We start from the raw sequence: 16,894 nt of genomic DNA, 5'->3' as shown, positions 1-16,894 counted from the left end.
CTCGTTACTTTACATAACATAAATTAGCAAATTTTTTTGTTGTATGGGCGATATCCTGATGTCCTGCTCAGGGGCTGCGGCAATCATTTGAATCTAGCCTCGACATTGGTTGCTGGCCACACGCTCAGATGCCGCGCCGTGGCCAAGCTAGCATCAAGTCCACGCCACATGCACCCGGTCCAGATCCCGATCCAACTGATAAGCCGCGCTGATCAAAGCCAGATGCGTCAGCGCTTGTGGAAAATTACCCAGCGCCTCGCCATTGGTCGCTACTTCCTCAGAAAATAACCCCACATGGTTTGCATATGCGAGCATCTTCTCGAACACGAGCCGGCCTTCATCCACACGGCCGGAGCGCGCCAACGCTTCCGCATACCAGAACGAACATGCGCTGAAGCCGCCTTCCAGGCCCGGTAATCCATCGAGCGTCGAGCCGCGTGTATAGCGAAAAATCAGCGGATCGACACGTAATTCGCGGCCGATTGCATCGAGCGTACCGACCCAGCGCGGATCTTTCGGACCGATGAAACGCACGAGCGGCATCATCAACGTGGAGGCATCGAGCGTCGCTGAACCCGGCGTCTGCACGAACGATTTCAACTCCTCGTTCCAGAACTCCTCGTGAATGTCGCGATGAATCTCATCGCGCGTCTTGAACCACTTTGCAAGCGGCGCAGGCAGCGAACGCTTCTCCGCGAGCCGCAACGCGCGATCCACCGCGACCCAGCACATGAGCCGCGAATGCAGCAACGGACGCGTGCCGTTGCGAAACTCCCAGATACCGTGATCGGCTTCGCGCCAGTGCTCGACCACGTAGTCGACGGTACGCGTCACATGCTTCCAGCCTTCATACGAGATAGCCGCGCCGTATTTGTTGTAGAGATAGAGCGAATCGAGCAACGCACCGTAGACATCGAGTTGCATCTGCTCGCGCGCCTCGTTGCCGACCACGACCTTCGCCTGCGTGGCCTCGGCGAAGTTCCTGAGCTCCGCTTCTTCGAGCGCGGTTTCACCATCGACGGCATACATCACGCGCAAGGAGCCGTCCGAACTGCAATCGCGATTGCGCTCGCCAATCCATTTCATGAAGCGTTCCGCTTCGCCCGTGTAGCCGAGTCTGAGCAGCGCATAGACCGAGAACGCGGCATCGCGTATCCATGTAAAACGATAGTCCCAGCGACGCGATCCATCTTGCGACTCCGGCAAGCCGAAGGTCGGTGCGGCAACGATAGCGCCGAACTCGTCCGAGCTGAGCATCTTCAACGTGAGGGCCGAACGCAACACGACTTCGCGGTAACGTCCGCGATACGTCGATCGCGACGACCACTCCTTCCAATAATCGATGGTCTCGGCAAGGATGCTCTCGAAGTTCGATTCGAGCTTTTGCAAGTCGTCGCCTGCGCCGAGCGCGAAGCATGCGGCGTCGCCAGCCTTCAATTCGAGCGTGGCGTAAGCGTCGTTATTCTGGATGTCCAGCGGGACACTTGCCAGCAACTGGACGGACGCGGTCTTGTCGTCCGGAATGAACTCGATGCCCTTCGTCACTGCGCGCGCGCCATGGCGAATGCGCGCGTAATCGAAGCGCGGCGCGCAACGCACATCGAGCGTCATGGTTCCATGAATGAGCCGCACGATACGCATGACGCAGTTGGGCACGGCATCGACTCTCGCCTCGCCCGATGGCACCGGCATGAGATCGAGCAATTCGCATACGCCATCGTGCGTCATGAAACGCGTGAGCAGCACGTTCGTTTCGGGCAGATACATCTGCTTGACGTTCGCCTGCTCCTCTCTTGGCGTGATCGCGAATGCGCCGCCGTGCTCGCCATCGAGAAGCTCGGCAAAGAGCGTCGGCGAATCGATGCGCGGAAAGCACATGAAGTCGATGGCGCCGCGCAACGACACGAGAGCGGCCGTCTTCATGTTGCCGATCATGCCGCGTGCATCGATGGGAATCTTTTTAGGCGGAACTTCTTGGGATGGATGGCCCATGAGAATGCCTTTGGCCTGACTTCAGCCTGTGTGTAATGCGAGTCGGTCGGTCTGCCTGATCACGCCGAACACGCAAGACACGTTCCCGTGTTTGTCGTCTTTCTGTCGTATGTCGGTCGACATCTAACGCGCCGCAGTGCGCGCGTCGGCCTCCGACGCACCGCTGGCCATCGGCGCGGACGCTTCGATGGCTAGAGCTTGCGCCGGCTCGGCATTTAGTTCGGCATGCCGCGACGACTTGCCGAAGCTCGCGATATAAACCGTTGCCGCCACGACGACGGCCACGAGCACCGCCACCACTGCCACTCCAGACGTGTTTCGCTTCATCCAGGCTCCCAATCGGATACGATGTTGCCGGCACGCGAAAACGCCCGGTCGCCAAGACTCGAAGATAGCCGATTAACGGATTTCCGTCCGTGCAAGGCACAACATAGCCACCATCCGCCAGGAATCTACTCATGCATGCTGTGTCGGCATTCAATCTGGTGCTTGTCTCGCTCATCGCCATCATCGCGCTGGAAGTGCTGGCGCGGCGCCTGAATCTGCCGCCCGCAGCCGCGCTGTTGGTGGGCGGCGCGGCCATGGCATTCATTCCCGGCACGCCGCATTTCGAGCTCGACCCGGAACTCGTGCTCGTCGTGTTCCTGCCGCCGCTCTTGATGTATGGCGCGTATTTCTTCGTATGGGACGACTTCAAGCGTAATCTCAGCGGCATCATGCTGCTCGCCATAGGCGCGGTCGCCTTTACGACCTTCGCGGTCGGCTATGCCGTGCATCTGGTCGTGCCCGCCCTGCCCTGGGCCGCGTGCTTCGCGCTCGGTGCCGTGGTATCCCCGCCGGATGCCGTCGCCGCGAAGGCCGTGCTGGAACGCGTCGCGTTGCCTCGACGGCTCATGGTGCTGCTCGAAGGCGAAAGTCTGCTCAACGACGCCGCGGGTCTCGTGCTGTTTCGCTTTGCCGTGGCCGCCGCATTGAGCGGCATGTTCAGCGCTCCGCGTGCGCTTGGCAGCTTTGCCGTGCTCGCGGTCGGCGGCGTGATCGTGGGCGTGGTGGCGGGATTCATCGCGGTGCGGCTGTTGCGCGCGCTCGAGGACGATTACCTCGTCATCACGACATCGATGCTCACCGCGTGGGTCAGCTACATCGCGGCGGAAGAGCTGGGCGTTTCGAGCGTGATCGCGACCGTCACGTGCGGGATGGTGGTCGGCTGGCATCAGCATGACGTCTTCTCGGCGGCGCAGCGCATGCGCGGCACGGCGTTCTGGCAAGTGGTCGTGTTCGTGCTGGAATCGCTCGTGTTCGTGCTGATCGGACTGTCGCTGCGCGGTATCGTGACGCGTCTGGGCGGCGCAGGCAACGCCTTCGAATTGCTCGCGCCAGCGACGGGCGCGGTGATCGCCGTCGTGGTCCTGTCGCGTTTCGTGTGGGTCTATGCCGTGGAAGCTGTCAAAAGCGCGATATGGCACGCCACCGGGCGAAAGGACCGCAACGAGGACGGTGAGCCGAACGCTATCGTTCCGAACTGGCGCGCGGCCACGGTCATCGGCTGGGCAGGCATGCGCGGGGTGGTAACGCTGGCTGTCTCGTTGTCCTTGCCCGATTCGATGCCCGGACGCGACCTCATTCTCTTCGCGGGCTTTGCCGTCATTCTGGTCACGGTGCTGCTGCAGGGCACGACTATCGGCCCGTTGATCGCCCTCCTCGCCATTCAAGGCGGCCCCGAGCGCTCGAAGCGTCATCTGAGCGAGCCGCAAGCGTGGTCGCGCCTGGAAGCGGCGCAACTCGAAGCGATCCGCCCGCTCGTCCACGATGCGCAGGGCAACGTGATCCATCCGCGTCTCTTCGAGCAATACTCGTATCGGGCGAGCCTCTCGCAACGCTTCCAGTCGCTGGATGATTTTCCGGTCGATGCCCGCCGTGCTCATTACGATGTCGTGCTCGCGGGCCTTGCGGCCGGTCGCGCCGAGCTACTCAAGATGCATCGCAGCGGCCTGATCCACGATTCGCTGCTGCATTCGCTCGAACGCGAGTTCGATCTGCAAGAAGTCTCGGCGTTGCTCGCAAGAGGATAAACCGCCGCGAAGCCTCGGATCGTGTTGCTTAGCCCGACACGCCATCGAGCCGCGCCGCGTCTTCGCGCGGCTTCTTCTTGCCGCGCCTCGACAGCAGATTCAAGCCTTCGACGAAGCCCGCAAAACCCATCGCCGCATAGATATAACCCTTCGGTACGTGCGTGCCGAAGCCTTCGGCGATCAACGTCATCGCAATCACGAGCAGGAAGCTCAAGGCCAGCGTGACCACGGTCGGATTGCGCTCGATGAAGCGTGACAGCGGTTGTGCGGCAAACAGCATGGTGGCGACCGCGAAAATCACTGCGATAAACATGATCGGCAGATGCTCCGTCATGCCGACCGCCGTGATGATGCTGTCGACTGAGAACACGAGATCGAGCAACAGAATCTGACCGATGGCCGCCCATGCCGTCAGACTGGCTACGCCCGATACCGCGCCCGGCGCATGCGCGTCCTTGTTCACGTGATGACGCATCTCGGTGGTGGCCTTCCATACCAGGAAGAGACCGCCCGCGAGTAAGATCAGATCGCGCCATGAAAACGCGTGCTCGAACACGGTGAACACCGGTTGAGTCAGTTGCGCAATCCACGCCACCGTGCCGAGCAAGACGAGCCGCATGACGAGCGCAAGCATGATGCCGAGACGCTGCGTGCGTGCGCGCTGCGCTTCGGGCAGCTTGTTGCTGAGTATCGAAATGAAGACCAGATTGTCGATGCCGAGCACCACTTCCATCACGATGAGCGTGACGAGTGCGGCCCAGACGGCGGGGTCGGTAGCGAGCGCGAGAAGGTATTCCATGAGCAGTGGGATATTGTTGTCGATAGGTGACCGAGCCCCGATGATGGCGAAAATACGTGATCGGAAAAATCAGTGATAATCGAATCCATACTTCGGTTTTTTCGAATACATGGATGGAGGCATCAATCGCATGCTCAACTATCGACATCTGCATTACTTCTGGGTCGTGGTCAAGGAAGGCGGTTTTGCACGCGCGGCGGAACGGCTCGACATGGCCGTGCAGACCATCAGCGCACAGGTGCGCGAACTCGAGAAATCGCTCGGTCATCAATTACTGAAGCCATCGGGACGCGGCGTGACGATGACCGAAGCCGGCCACGCGGCCTATGCCCGCGCCGAGGAAATTTTTCAGATTGGCCAGCATATTGCGGACGAAGTGCGCGAGGCCGCAAGCGGAAAGCTTGCACGGCTTGCCGTGGGTTTGTCGGATGGCATATCCAAGCTGGCGGCGCATGCGCTACTCGAACCCGTACTCGGCAGTCCTGCGCTGCGTCTCTTGTGTCACGAAGGCGAGACCGACGAACTGCTCGGCGAGCTTGCGCTGCATCGGCTGGATCTCGTGCTCGCAAGCCAGCCTGCACCGCACAATCACAATCTGCGTTTGACGAGCGAGCGGTTGATCGCCTCGCCCGTTGACTGGTATGGGCCGGCGTCTGTCGTGCGCAAGAGCGCGGTCGATCAATTTCCCGACAGCCTCGCCGCATTGCCCATGCTTTTGCCAACCGGACACTCGTCGTTGCGCGCGCGTCTGGACAGATGGCTGGAGACGGAGCGTATCGTGCCGCGCATTGTCGGCGAATTCGAGGATAGCGCCTTGATGGCCGTGTTCGGTGCGCGTGGGCTCGGCGTGTTTCCGCTGGCCGAATTCGGTGCGGGCGAGACGCCGTTGTTACGCGGTCTTCGCTGGCTAGGCCGTTCCGAGGAAGTGAAAGAAGAGATTTACGCGATCGTGTCGCGACGTGGAAGGCATCATCCTTTGACTCAGGAAGTGCTGGCTCGGGCAGCTTCCTAGACTAATGCAACTTCGGTTTTTCCGAAGTTTGAGTTCTGCTCACCCTGCTTTTTCATACGCTTGTCAAACCTTACGCTGGTTCACATCCAACGAGGAGGCATACATGAAGGTCCTTTTCAAATCGCGTGAACCTGAAGCTATCGCCATGCACGAACTCGCCAAGACGCGCAGTGAGTTCGTGTTTCGCCGGCTTGCATGGCTGATTTCGAAGGCCACCGTCAGTCTCTCCGATATCAACGGCCCGCGTGGCGGCGTCGACAAGCGCTGTCAGGTGGAGGTGCAGATAGACCGGAGCAATACCGTGGTGGCAACATCGATAGCGCGTGACTGGCGAGGCGCAATCGATCTTGCCTTGGCACGCGCGGCGCGCACGCTGGTGCGTAAGCGCCAAAGCGCGAAGCTCGCGCGGCGGGTGCGTGCGCGAAGTGTTGCCTACAAGCTTGCGCCGGACGAAACAGCGGATCAAGCACTCACGCCTGCTAGCGCATGATCAGCGCGTCGAGTCGGGCGGCACAGGATTTTTGTCCTGTGACGAGGGCAGTGCGTTCTCGCTGTCCTCGTGCTTTTGCTTCTCTGCTGTGTCGACGTCCGTCTGTGTGGTGTCGGGGGTCGCGGACTTACCTTGCGGTTCGTCCATGTCGTCGGCAGTTGCGCGGGGAACGGATGTCATGTCGAGCTCCTTTGAAAAAGGTCGGCACGAAAATGCAGCAAACGCCAGGCCCGCGATACCAGTAGGCGCTTAGGCGGCCGTCTTCAGCACGACCTTCGTCATTGGCCGTTTCCGTGAGATCGAATGGCTTCTTGAGGTTAGTTCAGTTCACGAAGGGCAGCTTTCGGTCACGCGCCTCGGACAGCATCGACACAGTGATCTTGCGCACTTCCAGCTTGCTCTGCGTGATGTGCGCGCGCAGCAGCATAGCGGCTTCGCCATGTCTGCCGCGATCGATGTAATTCAGCATGGTCGAGTGTTCTTCGTAAGTCGCGCTGGTGCGGTGTGCCTTCAGAAAGTCCAGCCGCCGCATGATCCTGATCCGCTCCGTCACTTCGTCGTGCACGCGCAGGATTTCCGCGTTGCCCGTCGCGCTTACAATGCCGCGATGAAAATTCTCGTCCATGTTGAACATGGCGACGGGATCGCTTTCGCGCGCTTCGGGCGAGACGCACCACACTTCCTTCAGTGCATCGATATGAGGATAAGGCGGCGGCGTATTACCGAGCTTGTCGAGCGAAGCGACTTCGAGAACGATACGCAAGTCATACAACTGGTCTAGCTGGTCGAAGTTGATGTCCGACACTTTCCAGCCACGCCGGAAACCAACTTCGAGATAACCTTCGCGCAGCAGGCGGAACAGCGCGTCGCGCATGGGTGTGCGCGACACGCCGTAATGTTGCGCGATGTCGGTCTCCGAAAAGCGATCGCCCGGGAATAGCCGGAAATTGAAGATGTCCTGCTTGAGAAGCTGGTACACCTGTTCCGCTAGCGGGTTGGCGCTCTGGACAGTCCGCGTGAGCGTCGCGTCCGGTGCCTCGAATGCGAGCGCTGCGGTTCCGCGAGTTTTAAGCGAGCCGATGCCGTGTCTCCATCATGATGCAACGATTATCGCCCTTTTACGGCGCGTCGATGAGGCTGACATGCGCCGCCACGATGATCCATCCGTTGAACGCGGACGATGCGTCGCCCAGCCGCGCCCACGTTTGCATCTGGCGACCGAGCAAGGGCGTGACGTCGCTCGTGAACTCGGTGCTCACGGTCGCGAGATCATCGCCGAAAGCCGTCACCACCGTGCCATGCAGCCGTCGCGATGGCGGCACCGGCGCGGCCGCTTCACGCCACGCGCGAATCGCTTCGCCGCCGTGCTGAACTTCGGCTATACCGTAACGCACCGTCTCGGGCGCATTCCAGAAGAGCATGTTCATGGTCTCCACATCGTTATCGACGAGCGCACGTTCGTATGCGACGAACGCGGCGCTTACTTCCGCAACCACCTCGGCGCGATTCACCGCAAGCGTCATGCTCGGTTCTCCGTTAAGTCGGCGAGCGTCGCGGTCCAGCCCACGATGCCGCCTTGCGAACGAATCATGTCGATGGTCGCGTCCTTGAACGCGGGAATGTAGCTCGCGGTCGCGTCTTCGATAAGAAGACATTCATAGCCGCGGTCATTGGCCTCGCGCATGCTGGTCTGTACGCAGACTTCGGTCGTGACGCCCGCGAACACGAGATGCGTGACCGAACGCTCTGCGAGTTCTTCGGCGAGGCGCGTCGCGTAGAAGGCGCCCTTGCCCGGTTTGTCGATGACGAGTTCGCCTTCGACGGGCGCGAGTGCATCGATGATAGCGTTGCCCGGCTCGCCGCGCACGAGGATGCGTCCCATCGGTCCTTCATCGCCGATACGTGCCTGCGGCGCTCCGCGCAAGCGCTTCGCGGGCGGGCAATCCGACAGATCGGCGGCATGCGATTCGCGCGTATGCACCACAGACCAGCCTTGTTCGCGCGCATGTTCGAGAAGACGCTGCACCGTCGGCACGATGGACGACAGCAGCGACACGTCGTTGCCCAACGCTTCCCCGAAGCCGCCCGGCTCGATGAAATCGCGTTGCATGTCGATGACGACGAGCGCGGTCGTGTTCGCATCGAACGTGTAAGGGGACGGCTTTGCGCCGTTCAAGGTCGGCATGTGGTCAGCCCTTGTAATGGCGTGCGGGTGCGGGAAAACCGCACGATTGACCGTCCGTTATCTTCACTTCGTCTTCCCACGGCAGATGATATTCGCCGCGCACCATGTCCTGCATGAACGTGTAGGGACAATCGCGCGCACCGCCTTTCACGGCGACATAACCGCGATGCCCGAACTGGTAGATGTTGTTTTCCACGCCCCAATGCACGCGCGCTTCGCGAACGAGGTCCGGGCGCATTTCGCAAGTGATGATCTCATCCGGCCGATGACTGCCCTCGACCATGATGGTGCCGTCGAAGTCGCAGAACATGCCTTCGCCCATGGAATCGAACGAACCATCCGTACCGCAGAGACAAACGCTTGCCGTTTGCGCGAGGTTCTGAAATGCGTTCGATTGATTCGTGATGCGCCATGCGTGGCGAATGGGCGCGGTGTAGCCCGCCGTGCGCAGAATGATTTCAGCGCCCTTATACGCGGCCTCGCGCGCCATCTCTGGAAACATGCCGTCATGGCAGATGATCAGGGAAAGTTTCGCACCGTTCGGTCCGATGCAAACCGGCACGCCTACATTGCCCGGTTCCCACGGTTCGACCGGAACCCACGGATGCAGCTTGCGGTAATAGAGCTTGATCTCGCCTTGTTCGTCGATAACGATACCGCTGTTATAAGGATTGCCTCCGCGATTGCGCTCCATGATCGAAAAGCAGCCCCATATGCGATGTTCGATGCACGCGTCCTTGAAAGCCCGCACCTCTGGACCATCGAGATCGCACATGATGTCGTCGTCGATACGCATCGAGAGGCCGTGCAGCGCGTATTCGGGGAACACGACGAGGTCCATCGCCGGATTGTTGCGCCGCGCCTTGCCAACCATCTCGACGATACGCCGCGTCTGCGCCGCAAGATCCGCGGGCGTGGCAACGTCGGGATTCTGCAATTGCACGAGACCTATCACCATTCCTTGCGGCGATTTGTTGAGACCGCCCAGTCCGCTCGAACTCATTCGTTACGCTCCTTGTTGTTCACGCGTGCGCGGTGACGGGTTCGGCCGCACCGCTATCCGTGCTGTCACCGTGACCAGCCATGTGCCGCCCCAGCGTGACGCGATCCGCGGTGCTCGCGGCGCTTTCGTGCACGAGCCGGCCTTCGGCGATCACCGCGATGCGATCCGCGAGTTCCAACAGTTCATCGAGGTCTTCGCTCACGAGCAGCACGGCGGCGCCCGTGTCGCGTGCGGCGAGAATGCGCGCATGGATATCCGCGACCGATGCGAAGTCCAGCCCGAACACAGGATTCGCGACGATCAGCACATCCACCGCTTGCCCCAGTTCACGTGCCAGCACCGCGCGTTGCACATTGCCGCCCGACAACGTGCCGATGGCGCGCGCGGGCACGGGCGGGCGCACGTTGAAGTCGGCAATCAAGCGTTCCGCGCGTTCACGCATAGCACGGCGGTCCAGACGCCAGCCGCCTTGCTTCATCGGCGCGCGATCGAAATCGCGCAGCGCAAGATTCTCCGCGATACTCATGCCCGCCACGCATGCATTGCGCAGCGGCTCTTCGGGTAACGCAAAAACCCGCAGACGGGTCATCTCGTCGCGTGTCGCCGTGTAGGGTTCGCCATGCATGCGCATCTCGCCTGCATGCACACGGCGCTGGCCGACGAGCGCTTCGATCAGTTCCTTCTGTCCATTGCCCGACACGCCTGCAATGCCGAGTATCTCGCCCGACTTCACCGCAAGCGACACTTCACGCACGGCCATATGTCCGCGATCATCCACGACGCATAGGCCGGACAACGCGAGACGCACGGGTGCATCGACAGCGAGCGGCTTGCGCGGTGGACGCTCGACATCCGTTGCGGCATGAGGCGCGTCGCCGCCCATCATCATCGCGGCAAGGCTGTCGCGATTCGTGTCCGCCACTCGGCTCGTTCCGACGAGTTTGCCTTTGCGCAGCACGGTGACGTCATCGGCATAAGACATCACCTCTCGGAACTTGTGCGTGATCATGAGGACCGTCAACGCGCCGCTCGAAGCAAGATCGCGCATCAACCCCAGCACTTCGTCGGCTTCTTGCGGCGTGAGCACCGAAGTGGGTTCGTCGAGAATCAAGAAGCGTTGCTGCAAATAGAGTTGCTTGAGTATCTCCAGCTTCTGCTTTTCACCAGCGGCAAGACTCGCGACGGGCGTATCGAGCGCAAGACGAAACGGCATGCCGCGCATGAAGGCATCGAGCGCGGCGCGTTCCTTCGGCCAGTCGATCTTCCACGACAACCGGCCCCGCGCGAGCAGTAGATTCTCTTCAACGGAAAGCCCCGCTGCCAGCGTGAAATGCTGATACACCATGCCGATGCCAAGCGCCTGCGCGTCGCGGGGCGAAGCGATCTTCACTTGACGGCTATCCGCGACGATCTCGCCTCGATCGAGCACGCCGTATCCCACGAGTCCCTTCACGAGCGTGCTCTTGCCCGCGCCGTTCTCGCCGAGCAGCGCATGTACGGTGCCGGGGCGCACTTTTAGCGTGACATCGTCGAGCGCGGTAAACGCGCCGAAACGCTTGGTCGCGCCGACCACTTCGACTCCCAGAGCTTGGCGAGCGGGCGTCATGGCGTCAGCGTCCGAGCGTGGCGAGCATCGACGCCGAGTCCGATACCGTGCCGAATACGCCGCCCTGCATGAGCACCATGTTGAGCGCGGCGTCGTGATTGCTCTTGTCGGTGGCGCCGCAGCAATCGGCGAGCAGCGTGCATTCGAAGCCGCGGTCGTTGGCCTCGCGCATCGTCGTATGCACGCACACGTCGGTGGTGATGCCCGTGAGCACGAGATTCACGATGCCGCGCGTGCGCAGGATGAGTTCGAGATCGGTGGCGCAGAACGAGCCCTTGCCCGGCTTGTCGATGACGATTTCGCCCGCCACTGGCGCGAGTTCTTCGATGATTTCCCAGCCCGGTTCGCCGCGCACGAGGATCTTGCCGCAAGGACCGTCGTCGCCGATACCCACGCCACCCGTGCCTACTTGCCGGCTGCGCCAGCGCTTGTTGGCAGGCAGATCCGACAAATCCGGCCGATGCCCCTCTCGCGTATGAATGATCGTGAAGCCCTGTTCGCGCATGAGCTTGAGCACGTTCCTAATCGGCTCGATAGGCGCGCGCGTGAGCGACAGGTCGTAGCCCATCTTGTCGACATAGCCGCCGATGCCGCAGAAGTCCGTCTGCATGTCGATGATGATGAGCGCGGTGTTATCGGCGCGCAGGTTGCCGTCGTAGGGCCACGGATAGGGACGAGCCTCGATGAAGCGGGTCATGAGCGTTTCTCCGGAAGATGACATCAGCGTGTGAGGCTCAGTTCGCCGGGCGCGCCGGCAAGGGTTCGGTCGGGACGGCAGTTGATGACCATGATCGCGAGCGTGAGGACATAGGGCGCTGCGTTGTAGAGGTAATAGCCGCTCGTCACGCCTATCGCCTGCAACGCGGGACCGAGCGCGCCTGCCGCGCCGAAGATGAGCGCGGCCCACAGGCAGCGCAGCGGCTGCCAGCGCGCGAAGATCACGAGCGCGACGGCCATGAGACCCTGGCCGCTCGACAGGCCTTCGTTCCAGCTGCCGGGATAGACGAGCGACAGATACGCGCCGCCCACGCCCGCCAGCAAGCCGCCAACGGCCGTGGCAACGATACGCACACGCGTGATCGGATAGCCCATGGCGCGCGCACTTTCCGCGTTCTCGCCGACGAGCCGCAGGGCCATGCCCCAGCGCGTATGACGCAAGCCCCATTGCAACGCGAACGCGAGCAACACACCGATCACGAAGAGCGGATTGATATGCAACGCGTTATGCAATTGCGCGGATGCGCTCCAGCCGCCGAGATCGATGGAAGGCAGCATCGGCGCTTGCGGTTCGATGAAGGGCTTGCCGAGATAGAACGCGAGGCCGGTGCCCGCAAGCATCAACGCAATGCCGAACGCGATATCCGACACGCGCGGCAACGAGCAGACGAGACCATGCAGGCAACCGAGCACGAAGCCCGTGGCCGCTGCCGCAAGCACGCCGATCCACGGTGAGCCCGACAGATAAGCCGCCGCGTAGCCCGTCATCGCGCCGGAGACGAGAATGCCTTCGAGCCCGAGATTGACGCGCCCGCCCTTCTCGGTCAGACATTCGCCGATACTCACGAAAAGATAAGGCGTGCTCACGCGAATGGCGCCCGCGAACAGCGAGAGCAACAGCACGACAGCGGGCGATTGAGCATCAGGCATGAGTCCTCTCCAGTCGAACCGTGGAACGCGCGAGCGCCGCTGCCTGCAACTTCACGCGCCACGCGGTAATCCTGCCGCCGAGCGCTTCCCACGCGAGCAGGTTGGCGAACAACAGACCTTGTAGAACGAGCGTGGTGGCATCGGGCAGGCCGAGGCGCCGTTGCAGCAAACTGCCGCTTGCTTCGATCCCGCCGACGAGCACCGCGCACAGGATGATCGCGAGCGGATTCTGACGCGCGGCGAAGGCCACGAGAATGCCCGCATAGCCATAACCCGCGAGCAGCGACGCATTCGCGCTGCCCTGCACGGCCGCGACTTCGAACATGCCCGCGAGTCCCGCCGCCGCGCCGCCGAGCATGCAAGCCGTGAGCGCGAGCCTCGTCACCGGCAAGCCGACCAGACGCGCCGCGTGATGATTGCCGCCTGCCACACGCATCGCGAAGCCCTTGGTGCTCTGGCGCACGAAGACCCACGCGGCCACACATGCCAGCGCGCCCCATAGCAGGCCCCAGTGGACGTCGAGGCCGGGCAGCGAGCCGATCATCAAGGCATCGGGAACGGGAGGCGTGGAGGGCTTGTTGAGGCTTGCCGGATCGCGCAACGGGCCTTCGACGAGATGCTTGAAGAGCGCGATGGCGATATACGACATCAAAAGGCTGCTGATGGTCTCGTTGACGCCGCGCCATTGCCGCATCGCGCCGATGGCACCGATCCAAAGCGCGCCCGCGAGCATTCCGGCGACCGCCATCAGCGGCGTGGCGACGAACCACGGCAACGATGCGGGAACGATGGGCGGCACGATGGCCGCGCCGAGACCGCCGAGCGCCAGCGCGCCTTCGCCACCAATCACGATCAAACCGACTTGAGCCGGCAACGCGACACACAGCGCGGTCAGCATGAGCGGCGCCGCGCGCAGCAACGTGCTCTGCCATGCAAACGACGAACCGAATGCGCCTTGCATGATAAGCCCGAGCGCATCCAGCGCAGGCTGTCCCTGCACCAGCAGAAAGAGCGAGAACAGCACCAGCGTGCCGACGAGCGCGCACAACGTGGGCAGCGCGGGCAAGACGCCGAGCAGGAGCCGTGGACCGAGCGCGCCTGAATTCGAACCGATCACAGTGGACATCCGCGGCTCCTATCGATTGCAGATAATCAGATTTGCCCCACCACACCCGCCACGAGATAGTTCATGCTCTCGAGCGCGATGTCCGTCTGCGGATGACTCGTGCCCGCCGCGATTGCCGTGCCGCCCTTGTTGTCCTTCATCGGCCCCTTGAAGATGGCGTAGTCGCCCGCGACCATCTTCGTCTTGATGGCATCTGCATTGGTCTTCGCATCGGCCGTGACCTTCGCGCCGTATGGCGACATCTTCACGAAGCCTTCCTTGAGGCCGCCGCGCAGAATGTTGGGCTGCGGCTTGCCGCTTTGCGCATCCGTGACGAGTTCCTTGTAGGGCGTCGCCCAGTCCCATTCCGCGCCCGTGAGATAACCCTTCGGCGCGAGCGCGGCCTGGCTCGCGTGATAGCCGCAACTCATCGCACCGCGCTTCTCCGCTGTTTCGATGACGACCTTGGGACCATCGACGTGACACGTAAGCACATCGCAGCCTTGATCGATGAGACTGTTGGTCGCTTCGGCTTCCTTGACGGGCATCGACCAGTCGCCGGTGAAGATCACGTTCGTCGTGATGGCCGGATCGACCGATTGCGCGCCCAGCGTGAACGCGTTGATGTTGCGCAGCACCTGCGGAATGGGCTTGGCCGCGACGAAGCCGAGCTTCTTGCTCTTGCTCATATGACCCGCGACGACGCCGTTCAGATACTGACATTCGTCGATATAACCGAAGTAGCTCGCGATATTCGAAGGGTTGCCTTGCTTCCACAATCCGCCGCAATGCGCGAAGCGCACCTTCGGATACTTCGCGGCCATCTTCAGGACGTGCGGATCGAAATAACCGAACGAGGTCGCGAAGATGAGCGTGGCGCCGTCCTGCTCGATCATCGCTTCCATGGTCTTTTGCACGGCCACGGTCTCGGGCACGTTCTCTTCCTCGACCACTTTCACGTTGGGTAGCTTCTTGATGACTGCGGCGGCTTGCGCCTGCGCCTGGTTGTAGCCGTAGTCGCCGCGCGCGCCGACGTAGATCACGCCGACCGTGAGATTGCTCGCGCCAAACGCCAGATCGAACGGCAGTGCACTGCCGAGCGCGAGCGCGCCCGCGCCCTTGATGAACTCACGGCGGTTGATCATGGTCTCTATTCCTGTGTGGTTGGGTCGTTGGAGGTTTGACTGTCGAGCCAGGCGCGCCAGCCGCAAAAACGCGTGATGTCGCGCGCGCCGCTTTCGGCAGTGACGGCAAGCGGTTCGCAGATGAAGCCTTTGACGATGCGGCCATCCGCCGTCTCGATGCTGCCAATGCCAAGCGGCGCCGGAATCGCTTCGACGAACGCGCCAAAGGTGCGCACGGGCATGTCCCATATTTCGATGGCAATGGCTTGCCCGGCTTGCCCCGCAGAATTCGCGCGCACGAGGCCCGGCTTCGGCGGCTGCGTGTTCGCAAGCGCGAATAGCTGATAGTTAGCCGAGGTCGTCGTCGCTTCGACGAAGCGCGCGCCGGCCTTGCGCATCTGCCATTCGAGCGGCATGCCGCGTAGATGCGCGCCAACCACCGCAAGCTGCACGGTCGACTCGTTGAACGGCAATGGCTTCGCTGCAACGGCATCTTGCTTCTGCATGCCTTCGAACTGCGCACCGAGCATGGCGAGCCGCTGATCGGCGCCAGCGGGCGCGATCAACGTGATGCCGGCGGGCAAGCCATCGGCGCGCGGGATGCCCGGCACCGCGAGCGCGCACAGATCGAGCAGGTTGACGAAGTTCGTGTAAAGCCCGAGACGGCTATTCACTTCGATAGGGTTCGCGCGCACTTCATCGATGGTCGGATGCGTCGGCGTCGTCGGCACGATCAACACGTCCACGCTTTCGAAGAGCGCTTCGGCGTGGCGCTTCAAGCGTGCAAGTTCATACTGGCCGTTGAAGCTATCGGCGGCGCTGAAGTTGCTGGCCTTGCCGATCACCTTTGCGACCACCGGGTCGATATCGTCGTGATTCGTCTCGAAGAAGTCGCCTAACGCGGCGCGCCGTTCGGCGACCCACGGACCGTCGTAAAGCAGCGCAGCGACTTGCTGCATTGGCGCAAAGGCGAACGTCGACGGCTTGAGCGCGAGCTTTTCTAGTGTCGCGGCGAAGGCATCGGCGGCAACGGTATCGCCGAAGAATTCCAGCGTGTCGGGAATGGCGACGCGCAAGGCTTGCGGCGCAAGCGGCAGAACCGGCAAGGAAGGGATGCGGCGCGAATAGCCATCGGCTGCGTCGAACGCGGCCATCGTCGAGAGGACGTGCCAGGCGTCGGCTACGTCATGCGCGAAGATCGAGATCGTATCGAGGCTCTTGCATGCGGGCACCACGCCGCGCTTGCTGACGAGACCCAGCGTCGGCTTGAGACCGACGAGACCGTTAAAGCCTGCTGGCACACGGCCGGAGCCCGCTGTATCGGTTCCAAGCGAGAACGCGACGATGCCCGCCGCGACCGCTACCGCCGAACCCGAGCTCGATCCGCCCGAGATGTATGCGTCGTGATCGACTTGACGTACCGCGCCGAAAGGCGAACGCGTACCGACGAGGCCCGTTGCAAACTGATCGAGATTGGTCTTGCCGATTAGCACCGCGCCCGCATCGAGCAAACGCTGCACGGCGAACGCCGTCTCTTGCGGCATGTAGGCGAATGCGGGGCACGCGGCGGTGGTGGTCAAGCCTGCCACGTCGATGTTGTCCTTCACCGCGAAGGGCACGCCAAGAAGCGGCTTGCGCTCGAAGATCGCGCCGCCCTCTTCGGCGAGTTCATGCGCAAGGCTCGCGGCGCGCGCACGAAGGTCGGCCTGAGGCACGCGCAGCAGCCAGGCTTCGGGCCGGTTGCTTGCATCGAGCCTGCCCAGCACTTCTTCGATCATGGCGATTGGATCAGTGCTGCCTTGCCTATACGATTCGATAAGCGCGTACACGCCTAAAAGCGGGTCGTAGGACATGAGTTC

Annotated in this window: 17 protein-coding genes; 3 read left to right on the top strand and 14 right to left on the bottom strand. The window is 62.1% G+C overall.

The window, feature by feature from the left end:
* Positions 1 to 153: 153 nt before the first annotated feature.
* Entirely contained in the window at positions 154 to 1,992 is a 1,839-nt protein-coding gene (locus NCT03_RS18220; protein ID WP_250493390.1) for a glycoside hydrolase family 15 protein, read from the bottom strand.
* Between the two features lie 123 nt (positions 1,993 to 2,115).
* Complete coding sequence (locus NCT03_RS18215; RefSeq protein ID WP_250466987.1) at positions 2,116 to 2,319, bottom strand: hypothetical protein; 204 nt, start codon at positions 2,317 to 2,319, stop codon at positions 2,116 to 2,118.
* Positions 2,320 to 2,450: 131 nt separating this feature from the next.
* Here NCT03_RS18215 and NCT03_RS18210 point away from each other — a divergent pair, with 131 nt between their 5' ends.
* Positions 2,451 to 4,064, top strand: a complete 1,614-nt coding sequence (locus NCT03_RS18210) for a Na+/H+ antiporter (RefSeq protein WP_250493389.1) — start codon at positions 2,451 to 2,453, stop codon at positions 4,062 to 4,064.
* A 28-nt stretch (positions 4,065 to 4,092) separates the two neighbouring features.
* Here NCT03_RS18210 and NCT03_RS18205 read toward each other — a convergent pair whose 3' ends face one another.
* Complete coding sequence (locus NCT03_RS18205) at positions 4,093 to 4,863, bottom strand: TerC family protein (RefSeq protein ID WP_250493388.1); 771 nt, start codon at positions 4,861 to 4,863, stop codon at positions 4,093 to 4,095.
* A gap of 130 nt (positions 4,864 to 4,993) precedes the next feature.
* Here NCT03_RS18205 and NCT03_RS18200 point away from each other — a divergent pair, with 130 nt between their 5' ends.
* Both NCT03_RS18200 and NCT03_RS18195 read left to right on the top strand, forming a co-directional pair.
* Positions 4,994 to 5,875, top strand: coding sequence for a LysR family transcriptional regulator (locus tag NCT03_RS18200; protein ID WP_250493387.1), 882 nt, complete (start codon positions 4,994 to 4,996; stop codon positions 5,873 to 5,875).
* 103 nt (positions 5,876 to 5,978) lie between these two features.
* Positions 5,979 to 6,365 carry an HPF/RaiA family ribosome-associated protein gene (locus tag NCT03_RS18195; protein WP_250493386.1) on the top strand — a complete coding sequence of 129 codons (387 nt, stop codon included), beginning with the start codon at positions 5,979 to 5,981 and terminating at the stop codon, positions 6,363 to 6,365.
* Here the strand turns inward: NCT03_RS18195 and NCT03_RS18190 are convergent, their stop codons facing one another.
* The 11 genes from NCT03_RS18190 to atzF form a co-directional block, all read right to left on the bottom strand.
* The gene (locus NCT03_RS18190) at positions 6,366 to 6,545 is read right to left on the bottom strand and encodes a hypothetical protein (RefSeq protein ID WP_250466980.1); all 180 of its coding nucleotides are present in this window, start codon (positions 6,543 to 6,545) and stop codon (positions 6,366 to 6,368) included. It lies immediately after the preceding gene.
* A gap of 142 nt (positions 6,546 to 6,687) precedes the next feature.
* On the bottom strand, positions 6,688 to 7,344 hold the full coding sequence (locus NCT03_RS18185) for a GntR family transcriptional regulator (RefSeq protein WP_250493385.1): 657 nt from the start codon (positions 7,342 to 7,344) through the stop codon (positions 6,688 to 6,690).
* A 139-nt stretch (positions 7,345 to 7,483) separates the two neighbouring features.
* On the bottom strand, positions 7,484 to 7,888 hold the full coding sequence (gene hpxZ / locus NCT03_RS18180; protein WP_244828195.1) for an oxalurate catabolism protein HpxZ: 405 nt from the start codon (positions 7,886 to 7,888) through the stop codon (positions 7,484 to 7,486).
* Positions 7,885 to 8,550, bottom strand: coding sequence for a cysteine hydrolase family protein (locus tag NCT03_RS18175; RefSeq protein WP_250466976.1), 666 nt, complete (start codon positions 8,548 to 8,550; stop codon positions 7,885 to 7,887). Before NCT03_RS18175 ends, hpxZ begins: the two co-directional genes overlap by 4 nt.
* A 4-nt stretch (positions 8,551 to 8,554) precedes the next feature.
* A complete protein-coding gene (locus NCT03_RS18170; RefSeq protein ID WP_250493384.1) occupies positions 8,555 to 9,553 on the bottom strand; it encodes a formamidase in 999 nt (332 codons plus the stop codon).
* Between the two features lie 19 nt (positions 9,554 to 9,572).
* A complete protein-coding gene (locus tag NCT03_RS18165) occupies positions 9,573 to 11,159 on the bottom strand; it encodes an ABC transporter ATP-binding protein (RefSeq protein WP_250493383.1) in 1,587 nt (528 codons plus the stop codon).
* A 4-nt stretch (positions 11,160 to 11,163) separates the two neighbouring features.
* The gene (gene biuH / locus NCT03_RS18160; RefSeq protein ID WP_250466971.1) at positions 11,164 to 11,856 is read right to left on the bottom strand and encodes a biuret amidohydrolase; all 693 of its coding nucleotides are present in this window, start codon (positions 11,854 to 11,856) and stop codon (positions 11,164 to 11,166) included.
* Positions 11,857 to 11,879: 23 nt separating this feature from the next.
* Positions 11,880 to 12,806: an ABC transporter permease gene (locus NCT03_RS18155; RefSeq protein ID WP_250466969.1), complete on the bottom strand. Its 927-nt coding sequence runs from the start codon at positions 12,804 to 12,806 to the stop codon at positions 11,880 to 11,882.
* Complete coding sequence (locus tag NCT03_RS18150) at positions 12,799 to 13,932, bottom strand: ABC transporter permease (RefSeq protein WP_250493382.1); 1,134 nt, start codon at positions 13,930 to 13,932, stop codon at positions 12,799 to 12,801. Before NCT03_RS18150 ends, NCT03_RS18155 begins: the two co-directional genes overlap by 8 nt.
* A gap of 26 nt (positions 13,933 to 13,958) precedes the next feature.
* Positions 13,959 to 15,056 (bottom strand): BMP family ABC transporter substrate-binding protein, encoded by a 1,098-nt coding sequence (locus tag NCT03_RS18145; protein WP_244828205.1) that lies wholly within the window; start codon positions 15,054 to 15,056, stop codon positions 13,959 to 13,961.
* Positions 15,057 to 15,061: 5 nt separating this feature from the next.
* Positions 15,062 to 16,888, bottom strand: coding sequence for an allophanate hydrolase (gene atzF, locus NCT03_RS18140; protein WP_250493381.1), 1,827 nt, complete (start codon positions 16,886 to 16,888; stop codon positions 15,062 to 15,064).
* Between the last annotated feature and the right edge of the window lie 6 nt (positions 16,889 to 16,894).

Origin of the sequence: Caballeronia sp. GAWG1-1, assembly GCF_023631465.1 — a bacterium.
Lineage (GTDB): Bacteria > Pseudomonadota > Gammaproteobacteria > Burkholderiales > Burkholderiaceae > Caballeronia.
The sequence above is the reverse complement of the archived record's forward strand: the minus strand, read 5'-3'. Positions and strand labels throughout refer to the sequence as shown.

Bases quoted from the DNA above. Each gene is read 5' to 3' on its own strand.
- NCT03_RS18220 (WP_250493390.1), bottom strand. From the start codon at position 1,992: ATGGGCCATCCATCCCAAGAAGTTCCGCCTAAAAAGATTCCCATCGAT.
- NCT03_RS18215 (WP_250466987.1), bottom strand. From the start codon at position 2,319: ATGAAGCGAAACACGTCTGGAGTGGCAGTGGTGGCGGTGCTCGTGGCC.
- NCT03_RS18210 (WP_250493389.1), top strand. From the start codon at position 2,451: ATGCATGCTGTGTCGGCATTCAATCTGGTGCTTGTCTCGCTCATCGCC.
- NCT03_RS18205 (WP_250493388.1), bottom strand. From the start codon at position 4,863: ATGGAATACCTTCTCGCGCTCGCTACCGACCCCGCCGTCTGGGCCGCA.
- NCT03_RS18200 (WP_250493387.1), top strand. From the start codon at position 4,994: ATGCTCAACTATCGACATCTGCATTACTTCTGGGTCGTGGTCAAGGAA.
- NCT03_RS18195 (WP_250493386.1), top strand. From the start codon at position 5,979: ATGAAGGTCCTTTTCAAATCGCGTGAACCTGAAGCTATCGCCATGCAC.
- NCT03_RS18190 (WP_250466980.1), bottom strand. From the start codon at position 6,545: ATGACATCCGTTCCCCGCGCAACTGCCGACGACATGGACGAACCGCAA.
- hpxZ (WP_244828195.1), bottom strand. From the start codon at position 7,888: ATGACGCTTGCGGTGAATCGCGCCGAGGTGGTTGCGGAAGTAAGCGCC.
- NCT03_RS18175 (WP_250466976.1), bottom strand. From the start codon at position 8,550: ATGCCGACCTTGAACGGCGCAAAGCCGTCCCCTTACACGTTCGATGCG.
- NCT03_RS18170 (WP_250493384.1), bottom strand. From the start codon at position 9,553: ATGAGTTCGAGCGGACTGGGCGGTCTCAACAAATCGCCGCAAGGAATG.
- NCT03_RS18165 (WP_250493383.1), bottom strand. From the start codon at position 11,159: ATGACGCCCGCTCGCCAAGCTCTGGGAGTCGAAGTGGTCGGCGCGACC.
- biuH (WP_250466971.1), bottom strand. From the start codon at position 11,856: ATGACCCGCTTCATCGAGGCTCGTCCCTATCCGTGGCCCTACGACGGC.
- NCT03_RS18155 (WP_250466969.1), bottom strand. From the start codon at position 12,806: ATGCCTGATGCTCAATCGCCCGCTGTCGTGCTGTTGCTCTCGCTGTTC.
- NCT03_RS18150 (WP_250493382.1), bottom strand. From the start codon at position 13,932: ATGTCCACTGTGATCGGTTCGAATTCAGGCGCGCTCGGTCCACGGCTC.
- NCT03_RS18145 (WP_244828205.1), bottom strand. From the start codon at position 15,056: ATGATCAACCGCCGTGAGTTCATCAAGGGCGCGGGCGCGCTCGCGCTC.
- atzF (WP_250493381.1), bottom strand. From the start codon at position 16,888: ATGTCCTACGACCCGCTTTTAGGCGTGTACGCGCTTATCGAATCGTAT.